Origin of the sequence: Methanosphaera sp. ISO3-F5 (assembly GCF_034480035.2) — an archaeon.
Lineage (GTDB): Archaea > Methanobacteriota > Methanobacteria > Methanobacteriales > Methanobacteriaceae > Methanosphaera.
In genome coordinates this window covers 1,659,861-1,671,436 of the sequence record NZ_CP118753.2, presented here as the reverse complement: position 1 = coordinate 1,671,436, position 11,576 = coordinate 1,659,861, and the positions used below count along the sequence as shown (strand labels likewise).

Here is an 11,576-nt window from a genome sequence, read left to right as displayed (position 1 = left end):
AAGGGAATTATATTTTATGATATTAGATTTATTTTTACATACTATTATAATTAATACAATTAAAATTTAAGTAAAATTGAAGAAAAAATAAAAATTTAGGAAGAAACGTTGATAAAAAAAATAATCAGCAAAAATAAAAAAAATTACTAAAAAAAAATTTTGTAAAAAAAAGGTTTGATAATGAAAAGTAATTGTTTACCTCCCATTAATATAAAATCATAATTTTAAAGCTTTATCTCTTTTTAAGATAACCATATGTGAAAGCTGCACATAATGTTAACAATAATACAATAATTATTTCAGGATGTTCAGGCATCAAATCATCAGGTAACTTCTGAGTAATTTCATAAACCTTGGAACTGTCTATGGTTGCAGTTGTTGCAACGGCATTATCCTTACCTGCACTAGATGATTGTTGCTCTTCCTGGTTAGGTTTACTTTCCTGATTGGATGTGTCTTCAGACTCTGAATTTTCTGACTCCTGACTTTCTGGTTGCTGTGGCTGTTGTGGTTCTACTGGATCTGTAGAATCATCACTATCTTTGCTGTCATCTGGTTTTTCACCAGCACTTGTTGTATCATTTACCACTTGTTGAGTACCATTTATTACTTCCATGTCTTCAACCAGTTCACCTTGTGCTGGTTGTGTACTGTTTTCTGTTGGTGTGACTGTTGTATTTTCGATTATAATATCAGGGATTGTTGTTGTGTTGGTTTTTGTATCTGTGGTCTCATTGTTTTCAACTTCAGTGCTTGTATTGTTCTCTTCTGATTCTTGGTCCTTTTGTTCTTCTTTGTTCTCTTCTTGAGTTTTGTTTTCTTTTGGTTCTTCAGGATTTTTTTGTTCTTCTTCTATTACTGGAATTTCTGTAGTATTTTCTTCTATTTCTGGTTGAGGTACTTCTGTCTGATTTTGTTGTGGTTCAGGCTCTGGAACGACTGTCTGATTCTCTTCAGGTACCAGTACTTCTGTCTGATTCTCTTCAGGTTCTGGAATTTCAGTATTGTTTTCAGGAACTTCAGTGTCATTTTGTTCCGGTGTTACAGTACTGTTTTCAGGAACTTCAGTGTCATTTTGTTCCGGTGTTACAGTACTGTTTTCAGGAACTTCAGTGTCATTTTGTTCCGGTGTTACAGTACTGTTTTCAGGAACTTCAGTGTCATTTTGTTCCGGTGTTACAGTACTGTTTTCAGGAACTTCAGTGTCATTTTGTTCCGGTGTTACAGTACTGTTTTCAGGAACTTCAGTGTCATTTTGTTCCGGTGTTACAGTACTGTTTTCAGGTGTTTCAGTGCCATTTTCTGGTGTTTCAGTTTTGTTTGTTTCGTCAGTTTCTGGATTTGATGGTTCTGGATCTGTTGGTATAAGGTTTGGATCAAAGTTTCCAGAGGAGGCTCCACCATTGATTATTTGGTCTGCTAAATTGGTTATTGCATTTCCAATAATTGCTGTTAATCCTCTTGGACCATTTATGTCTATTGCCACTTCATTGTTGTTTACATCTATGATGTTGTCGCTTATTAGTGTATCTCCTTCTCCAAGACTTCTGATTGCTGGTCCATTGTCTGTTATTATTACGTTACCTGTTATTGTTGTTCCTGTTCCATATTGTAGATTTATTCCACCTGTTTGTGGTTTATAGTAGTCGGCTGAGTAGAATGTTTGGTTTGTTTGACCATATACTTCCATTCTGTTACCAATTATTTTGGTTCCTGCTCCTCCTCCTGCTATTCCCATAGCTGATACTCCTACTGATCGGATGTTGTTAGATGATATTGTTGTGCCTTTTCCTCCGAATAGTTCTATTGCATACATTTGTGAGGATTCACCAGTGATTGTGTTTCCTTCTATGATGTTATCTATAGTGTTTGATTTTTCTCCGGTGTAGAGTCCTCCACCAGTATACTTGTATTCGGTTATCATTATTGCATATGCAGCATCTACAAGGCCTGGGGAAGATGGTTCTCCAGGTATTGTTGAGTTTTGTGTGGTTACATGTACTGTGTTGTTGACTAGTTTGTTGTTTCCTGTGACTCCACTTTGTGGGCTTTCGATTGCTATTCCGTTTGCGTATCTTATTGAGTTTACTTCTATGTTATTGTTGGAAACTGTGTTGTTGGATTGGTATATTCTTACTCCGTATAGGTATAATGTTCCTTGCATTAGTATGTTGTTGGAGTCTATTGTGTTATTGTCTCCTCTTACTGATATTGCGAATATTGTTCCGAAGGGATAATCTTTTTCTTCTCCTTCTTGGATGAACAATGAGTTATTGCTTATGTTGTTTTTGTTTCCGTGTATTGCTATTGTTTCGAATGGACATTCTGCTGAAAATGTATCCCAGTTTATGTGTTTTGATGGTTGTGTTACATCGAAGGTACAGTTTATTATTGTGTTATTGTCACCGTATAGGTTGATTGACCTGTAGTATTCTCTTCTGTCTGCTGTTGACCTATATTCATTGAATTTTAGGTTTTCTAGTATGTTGTTGTCTGTTTCTATCATTAGTACTTGTGTGTATTTGCTTTCATCGTTTGTTGTGAATGTGATGTTTGATAGGCGTATATTTCCGTCATCAAATACTTCTATGTGACTGTTGGATAGTGTTGCTCCTTCATTTCCTGTGATCGAAATGTTTTTATTGTATATGTTGAATTCTGCATCGTTTATTGTGTCGTTGATTATTATTTGGGTGTTTTCTGGGTATTCATAGTTTTTGTATTCTTGGTAGTTGTCCTGGTTTAGGTATATTTGATTGTTTTCTGTTTTTGTTGTTTGTTGTATGTTTTTTGTGATTGTCTTGTTTTTGTGTATTGTTGTGTTTTCGTCTACTGCGGATACACAGGTTATTGTTGTTATGAGTATTATTGTTATCATGATTAGTAATGCTTTTTTATTAGCATGTAAGAAAATTTTCACCCCCATTCGATTTTTAATAATGTTTAATTAATAAACTAATCAAAATAAATTGATAGTTATTAAGTATACTTTATTAATATGAATATTGATATCTCTTTTTTTATTATTATAAGTATGCATTTTCATAAAATCACGAGAAACATGAAAATAACATTCAAACTAAAAATAAGGTTAAAATGAAAATTATATAAAAAATAATAGAATTATGATTGAATAAAGCATACTAATATTAATTAATAAAGATAAATAAAAATATCTTTATATGGTTTCAAGAATTTTTATAAAAAAAATAACCAAATCATTAACAAACAATATATAAGAATGGTGATTTCATGCTTGAACAATTCTTACAATACGGCATACTAGCTGCAGTACTTGTATTCGGTGTGAAAATAGGACTGGCACTAGGATTTTCCGGAATAAAAAGAAAAACAGTCGGACTAATCCTAGTAGGTTATGCAATAGGACTCCTAATACTATCCTACATATGTCAACCATACACCCAACAAGTATACGAAATAGTATACGGATATAGTGGAGCAATATTCGCCATCATAGCACTAATAATTGTTATAACAGGATTTAAAACAATCTACGACTGGCAAGTAACTGAGAAGGACGTGGGATCAGCAACATGCATGGCAGTTGTAGCACCATGCCCATGCTGTTTTGGAGCAATACTAGCATCAGTAATACTAGTGGCACCAGTAGCAGGGGTGTCAACAGTCACACTAGGAGCTTTCTCAGCAATAGCCCTAGTCATAGTGATGGGAATAACATACCTACTATCATCAACAATAGTAAAAAAAATAAACAAACCATACCCATTAGTACTGGGAAATTTCATGATATTCATAGGAATATACTTTGTCCTATGCCTAATGATACTACCAAACATTTCATTACTAGTTGATGGAACAACAATCGAACTACAATCATCAGGCCAAGTACTAATGATGATAGTAGTACTACTAATAATGATACTATTCGGAGCACTAATAGCAAAAAGAAGAAGCTATCTACTAAAATATTAAAGGGAGGAAAAAAAGAATGGCAACAACCATACCCGGAGGAGATATTCTTTCAGGAATACTTAACGTCATAGCACAAAGCTTACTATTACCAGTAATGATTCTGCTAGTAATATTCATAATATTCGCAGTAATAGAAATTGGAGGAATATTAGCAGAATACACGGGAAGAAAGAAAATCACGGGAGAAGAAAAAGAAACAGTAATCAAAAAAATAGCACAATCAAAAACATCAGACGAAATCTGTCAAATAATAACCACCACCAAACTAAACCAATACGACAAAGAAGTACTAACATCAATAGCAAAACTAGACAGAACATACTATGACAAACAAACAAGAGAAATACTAGCAAGAAACATGCTAGAAACACAAGAATCCAAAATGCTAGGATCACTAACAAAAGTAGATATAGTAGCAAAAGTAGGATCAGGATGCGGACTACTAGGAACAATCATCCCAATGGGACCAGGACTAGCAGCACTAGGACTAGGAGACATGCAAACACTAACAGCAAACCTCACAACAGCATTCAACACAACCACAGCAGGACTAGCCGCAGGTACAGTATGCTACGTAATAGGAAAAATAAGAAGAAAATGGTACCACCAAGACATAAACATATTATATGATTATGCAGAAACAATCCTAGAGGTAGATTACAATGTCCCTAAGACGGAGTAGACTAAGAGAAACAGAAGAAGATATAGACCCAATGTCATCAGCAACCAACATGACAGATATCATGCTAGTACTAGCAGTAGGATTCCTCATATTTGCAGTAATGTCTACAGGACTACAAAACATCATGTTCAGTGACATGAGCCCACAAGAAAAACAAGCAATCATGCAACAAGCACAACAAACCGTAGAAGTAGAACAAGGACAAGAAATCAAAGACCTGCCTGAAAGCATAGAAGACTCAAGTTCAGGATACACAAAAACAGGAACAGTATACACAGACCCTAAAACGGGAAGACAATACATGACCACCTCCTAATTTTAATATTTTTTTTTGAAAAAATGATAATTCTTTTAAATATATATCATAATCGTTTTATATGATAGAATAATCACAATATTCTTATTAAATGAAAAAATAGTTCAAGGATTATTTTTCAAACCTATTTTTAATACTTAAAAAAAATTTTATTAAAGATAATTCATATATAGATAATCATTGATTAAAATCATAATTAGAATAAATAAAATTTGAATATTTTATAAAAATATAATTAAAAAATTATTCATTACAATATATCCAAAAAAAGCAATAAATGTCAAATAATGATTTTTAATCATCAAAATAAAGAAAATCGAAGGAATAAAATATGAAAATAAAAGGGAAATACTTTATTATTTTTCTTTTCTTAATCATAACATTAATATCAACAACAGTAGCAGCCGATACCGATAACATTACACAAACCACAACAACAATAGAAAACACACCCACAACAGAGACACAAACAATAACAGAAAATGAAAAAATACAAACATATGACAATAATTATGAAGACGAAAAGAAAATAATAAAAACAAAAAATAATATAAAAACAGCAAGTAGCTCCATAGATATAACAGAAGAAAACTTCAACGAATACTTCACAAAAACAAACAATAACTACGGCATTAATGAAACAAAAATTGAAGAAAACAAAGATAACATCTACAACATTAAATACCTACCAGAAAATGCAGAAGTAATCACCATAACCACAAATAACAACAAATATGAAAACACCACACTAACACTAAACGGAGCAGGAAAACAACTAAAAAACACTGCAATAAGAATAGATAACACATTCAAAAATATTACCATAGAAAACTTGGAAATAATATACAATGATACATACAATTCAAGCGATTTCATCATAATAACAAACCCAACAAAATATTGCACACTACAAAACTTAAACATAACTGCAAATAGGTCCGATAGCTCATCAAAAGGATACATACTCGATATAAGAACACCAGGAACTATAGAAAACCTGAATATTAACACAAATTTTGTAGAAACAAACCAAGACAATAATCCTGAAGGAACTAAACGACCTAATTATGTTCCAGTGAACATAGAATCAGACAATATACTCTTCAAAAACAATGAGTTAACATTAAATAACTGGATGGAATCTTATTCATTAAAAACTTCCCTAGGAATTTATAGTAATGGAAACAACAACACATTTATTAACAACCATATTACATTAAATGCCCATGAATATGCATATGCTCTAAGAATTTATGGTGATAATAATATTGTAAGTGATAATGAAATAGAAGTATATTCAGAAACTTATGCTAACGGTGTTGGAATAGAATCAGCATCCAATAACAATACCATTAAAAACAACAGAATACACGTAGTTGCAGGCGACGATTTTAGTCCTTTCAACAATGCCCAAGTTGTTTATGCAATAATGGCCACAGAATATACTTACCATGGATCAAATTATACTGCTAAAGCAAATTCTCCATCAAATAATAAAATAATTAACAACACCTTAACAGGCCAGGCAAGACAATTTTATGGATATGAACAATTTGGTGGTGTTAACACACTAATAGAAAACAATACCATAGAATGTGTGGAAGCTAATTCCCCTGAAGGTATAGGAGTTATTGGAGAAAACATAACCATAAAAAATAATAAGATCAACCTCATCGGAAAAAGCAGTGACTGGGACCCTACCGTAGATTACGTTAAATCCATAAATTCAGGAATATACACTTCTTATAGTTCCAAAGGAATAAAAATATTAGGAAACACCATAAATATTGGTAAAGGTAGAGGAATACTAGTTCAATCATCCAATGTTAAAATAGAAGACAACACAGTGTTTACTGATAATTATGATTACGCAATTGAAATATCCAAAAAAAATACAATATTATACCAGAACAATTTGTATTCTGACTTAGGTAGTGGACTTGACACTGTTAATGGAACTTACAATCTTGTGAAAATAGTGACACCAGAAACATTTTCAGAGTATATTACAGATGGTTTATTGAATGATGATGTTAATAATGGAGAAACATTAGACTTCCGAGGCAAATTTGATGGTGAACAATACTCATTCACTATAAACAAGCCAGTGAATATAATATCAAGTACTGGTGATGCTTTCTTCAGTTTCTTCTCAACACCAAAAGCAGAAGGAACAAGTGAATTACCAGACAACTCTTTCATAATAACAGGGGAAGGTTCTGGAAGTAACATTACTGGAATACAGTTTGAAAATACGATGATAGTTACAAATGAAGCACATAATGTAACCTTTGATAATATTACATCAATATGTAATAGTGGTTATGGTTGGGGTAGAGGATCAACCAGTATAAGAAATAGTGAAAACATAACAATCAAGAACTCATACTTCAACACATCAGATAATAATGGAGTAAGTAGTGTAGTGTTTGCTGCATCACAAAACTGTGTGCTTGAAAACAGCACAGTAGTGGGCAGTGGATTTGTCGGAAACCTTGTTTATGCTACAACTTATAATATAGATGTAGATACTGATTATGGTAACAATAACATTACCATAAGAAACAATAAAATAATAGCTCGTAACTTAGAACAGGGTATAGCAACATGTTATAGTGTATGTTTAACTGGAACAAATATTACTGTTGAAAATAATTATATTGAAAACAATAATGGATACCTTATAAACACACAATACCGAGAGGCGGGTTATGATGTTAAAGGTAAGGAAGGTTCATTAAACATAGTTAATAATTCATTTGCACCTGGAAGAATATTATTAACATTTAATCCATGCACCATAGCAAACAATACTTTCTATGGAAATGTAACATTAATCGTGACAAATGAAACGATCCAACAAAATAATACAATTAAAGATGAAAATGAAAATCCATACCTGGAAGAAGAAGAGAAAACAATACATCCTACAAATGTAGTGGTGAATGCACCTACAAGTTATACTTATGATGAAAGCAATACTTTCACAGTTACTGTTACAGACCTGAAGACTGGTCAAAAAATATCAAGAGGATATCTTGAAGTATATGCAGATGGTTACCATTATAAAAATATTACAATAAATAGTGAAAGCACAACATTCGTATATGCTAACCCTACTCATGGAACCCATAGGGTAAGAGTATGGTTCTACCCAGAGGATACCAATACACTTGAACAAAGCCAGAAATTACATACAATAGTATCCAAGAAAATTGAAGGACAATTAAAAGTAGAAGCAAAAAACAACCCAGAAATTGGAGAAACAATAACATTAAAAGCAACATACACCTTAAACAAAAACCTACCACACAAAGCAAACATAACATTTGAACTACCAGGACAAAAACCAATAACCCTAACAGCAGTAAACAATACAGCAACACTAGAAACAACCATAACAACCGATTACATACGAAACATACTTGGAGGAAGAGAACAAAACATAAAAATCACGGCAATAACAGATAATCCAAACATAGAAATAACAGAAATCAGCACAAAACTAGGAGTAAAACAGGCAACCACCAGTATTGAAATAACACCAACACAATCCAAAATAGGACAAGCAACCACCATAACAGCAACAGTTAAAACACCAAACAACACAACAATAAACACGGGAACAATAACATTCACAGATAAAAACGGGAAAACAATAGCAACATCAAATGTTAATAACAATAAAGCAACCACCATTATAACATTTAATAATGTGGGAAGTGAAACAATAACTGCAACATACACAGGAACAGTTCACTTCAAAAATAGTGACAAAACAAGCACAATAACCGTGACAAAACTTGATACCAAAATCACAAGCACAGCAAGCACTGCCAAATATGGAGAAAAAACCACAATAACAGGAAAACTAGCCGACGAAAACAACAAAGCAATAACCAATGCAGACATCACAATCACAATCAACGGAGTACAAAACAAGGTAACAACAAACAATAATGGAGAATACACACTCACAACCAACATAAACAAGGTAGGACAAAACACAGCAACAATAACTTATAATGGAAACACTAACTATAACCCAACCAGTACAACCACCACAATAAACGTAAACAAACAAGACACCATAGTCACAATAAACAGTATCCCAGCCAGAAAATACAATGAAAGTGTAACAATCACAGGAACACTCAAAGACAAAAACGGTAAAACAATAGCAAACGCCAACATAAAACTAAACATAAACAATAAAGAAACAACAGTAACCACGAACAACATAGGAACATACACATACACAACACAAGCTGACACCACAGGAACAAATAACATTATAATATCATTTGTTGGAAACACTAACTACAACAGTGCCAATACACAGACAACATTCATAGTAACTAAAGACACAAAAATCACAATCAATACAAAAAATGTTAAATATGAAGAAACAATCACAATAACAGGAAAACTAGCCGACGAAAACAACAAAGCAATAAGCAACACAGACATCACACTAACACTAAACAACAACAAACACAACATAAAAACAAACAACAACGGAGAATACACATACACAACAACAGCAACCACCATAGGAACAAACAATGTAACAGTAACATACAATGGAAACAGCAACTACAACCCAACCAGCACAACCACAACCATCACAATAAACAAACAAGACACCCTAGTCACAACCAATACTATACCAGCAACTAAATACACTGAAAGTGTAACAATCACAGGAACACTAAAAGACAAAAACGGTAAAACACTAGCAAACCAAAACATCAAACTAAACATTAACGGAAATACAGTCACAGTAAAAACAGATAAAAACGGAGCATTCTCCTATAAACACACAACAAACACAGTAGGAACAAACAACCTGACAGTAACATTTGCTGGCAATAATAACTACAACAATGGCAATACACAGACAACTTTCACAGTAAACAAACAAGACACCACTATCACATTAAACAATATAAAATCCACATACACCAGTAACACAACAATCACAGGAAAACTCACAACCAATGACGGTAAAATATTAGCAAACCAAAATATCAAACTAAACATCAACGGAAAAACAACCACAATAAAAACAGACAAAAACGGAATCATAACCTACAAGTACCAGACAAACAAAGTAGGAACAAACAACATCACCATAACATACAATGGAAACACCAACTACCAGGGTACAACACTTAAGAAAACATTCACTGTAAGCAAATTGGACCTTAAAATTACAATAAACAAAATAACAACAGTTGCCTATGGTGAAAAGATAATAATCAAGGGAACATTCAAAGACAAAAACGGTAAAATACTAGGAAACAGTAAACTAAAACTCAACATCAACGGAAAAACAACCACAATAAAAACAGACAAAAATGGAATATTCACATACAAACACACCACACAAAAAGTTGGAACAAACAATATCACAATATCACATCAGGGAACAAAAAACTACAATAAAATCACCAAGAAAACCACATTCAAAGTAACCAAACAAAACCTGAAAATCACACTAAACAGGACAAACAAGGTAGGCTACGGATCCAAAGTATACGTCAAAGGACAACTAACAGATAAACATAGTAAAATAATAAGAAACACAGTAATAACCATAAACATTAACGGCAAAATCATAAGAGCCAAAACCAACAGCAAAGGAATATACAACCATAGCCTAACAACAACCAAACTAGGAAGCAACACGATAACAGTAACATACCCTGGAAACAAAAACTATAATAAAATCACCAAGAAAACCACATTCACAGTAACCAAACAAACAGTAAAAATAACCACAAATACTAAACAGGTAAAAGGAAGCAAAAAAGTAACAGTCACTGGAAAACTAACAACCAAGGATGGTAAAGCATTAAGAAACAGTAAAGTAACACTCACAATCAATGGTAAAAAGAAAACCGCGAAAACAAACACCAAAGGAGCTTACACATTAACAGTTACTGCTAAAACGGGTAAGAATACTTTGATTGCTAGTTTCACAGGAAACAAGTATTATAATAAGTATACTGGAGCTAAAAAAGTCTTCAGTATTGCTTAGATTTCATATTATTAGATAAGTATGTTCTTATCTAATTTTTTACTTTTTTTGATTATTTTTTCAAAATTTTTGTATTTTTTTAGTTGTATACTCTTTTTCAAAATGGCATTATTATTTTGTTATTTTTTATCATTATTTTTTCTTTATTTTTATCATTTGTTTTTCTTATTTTTCATTACTTTATATATTATTTTGATTATAATTTATTATAATTAGTTATTATTGAATATTACTAATTATGCTTCATAAACAGCCATGTACACAGATAAATAACAGAATACGAATAAGAATACTCACAACAAATGAAATACAAACTAGAAACAAAAAAATGAAAAGAAGAATATCAGAAGAGGAAAACCAGTAGAAGCACCCTTCGGAACACTCAAACAACAATAGAACATCAACCAACCACCATTCATCAACAAACAAAATGTAGAAACATAATAAACCTATTCAGCATAGCATACAACTTAAACAGAATATTTGAAATAATACACATAGATTTAGATGAAAACAATGAATATCAAACATTCAAAAAAGAAAAAAATCAAAGAATACAAAACAATACCCGAATAAAAAAC

The 11,576-nt window shown here is 32.3% G+C and carries 5 protein-coding genes; 4 read left to right on the top strand and 1 reads right to left on the bottom strand.

From position 1 onward, the window contains the following. Positions 1-232 precede the first annotated feature (232 nt). The gene (locus PXD04_RS19050) at positions 233-2,920 is read right to left on the bottom strand and encodes a right-handed parallel beta-helix repeat-containing protein (protein ID WP_323736402.1); all 2,688 of its coding nucleotides are present in this window, start codon (positions 2,918-2,920) and stop codon (positions 233-235) included. 332 nt (positions 2,921-3,252) lie between these two features. Between PXD04_RS19050 and PXD04_RS19045 the strand changes: the two genes are divergently transcribed. The 4 genes from PXD04_RS19045 (at position 3,253) to PXD04_RS19030 (ending at position 10,995) form a co-directional block, all read left to right on the top strand. Continuing rightward, the gene (locus PXD04_RS19045) at positions 3,253-3,954 is read left to right on the top strand and encodes a DUF2162 domain-containing protein (protein ID WP_323736401.1); all 702 of its coding nucleotides are present in this window, start codon (positions 3,253-3,255) and stop codon (positions 3,952-3,954) included. A 16-nt stretch (positions 3,955-3,970) separates the two neighbouring features. Beyond that, positions 3,971-4,636 carry a MotA/TolQ/ExbB proton channel family protein gene (locus PXD04_RS19040; protein WP_323736400.1) on the top strand — a complete coding sequence of 222 codons (666 nt, stop codon included), beginning with the start codon at positions 3,971-3,973 and terminating at the stop codon, positions 4,634-4,636. Next, positions 4,617-4,952 carry a DUF2149 domain-containing protein gene (locus tag PXD04_RS19035; RefSeq protein WP_323736399.1) on the top strand — a complete coding sequence of 112 codons (336 nt, stop codon included), beginning with the start codon at positions 4,617-4,619 and terminating at the stop codon, positions 4,950-4,952. Before PXD04_RS19040 ends, PXD04_RS19035 begins: the two co-directional genes overlap by 20 nt. Positions 4,953-5,283: 331 nt before the next feature. Further along, on the top strand, positions 5,284-10,995 hold the full coding sequence (locus PXD04_RS19030) for a beta strand repeat-containing protein (protein WP_323736398.1): 5,712 nt from the start codon (positions 5,284-5,286) through the stop codon (positions 10,993-10,995). Positions 10,996-11,576 lie beyond the last annotated feature (581 nt).